The 293-nt window shown below is 40.6% G+C and carries 1 protein-coding gene; it reads right to left on the bottom strand.

Annotated elements, in window-relative coordinates:
* On the bottom strand, nt 1-293 hold a 293-nt coding region (locus ACFINC_RS10595), incomplete at both ends, for a hypothetical protein (protein WP_375617187.1).

Here is a 293-nt window from a genome sequence, read left to right as displayed (position 1 = left end):
AATAACACGAGCAGCAAAAAGAAGCTTTCCTGATGAATGAGACTTGCCCTTATCATGGTCAAAAAAGACGCCTGGAGAACGGTGCATCTGAGAAACAATAACACGCTCGGTACCATTGACGATAAAGGTACCATTAGTCGTCATTAAAGGCATATCGCCCATATAAACGCCCTGCTCTTTGATATCTTTGATATCTTTGGAGCCAGTATCCTCATCAACATCAAAAACAATCAAACGCAATATCACCTTTAATGGGGCTGCATAAGTTAAATCACGTTGACGACATTCTTCAA

It is taken from the genome of Bartonella sp. AP58NXGY (genome assembly GCF_042195785.1).
Taxonomy (GTDB): domain Bacteria; phylum Pseudomonadota; class Alphaproteobacteria; order Rhizobiales; family Rhizobiaceae; genus Bartonella.
Note: the sequence above shows the minus strand (reverse complement) of the source record. Positions and strands in the feature narration are given on the sequence as shown.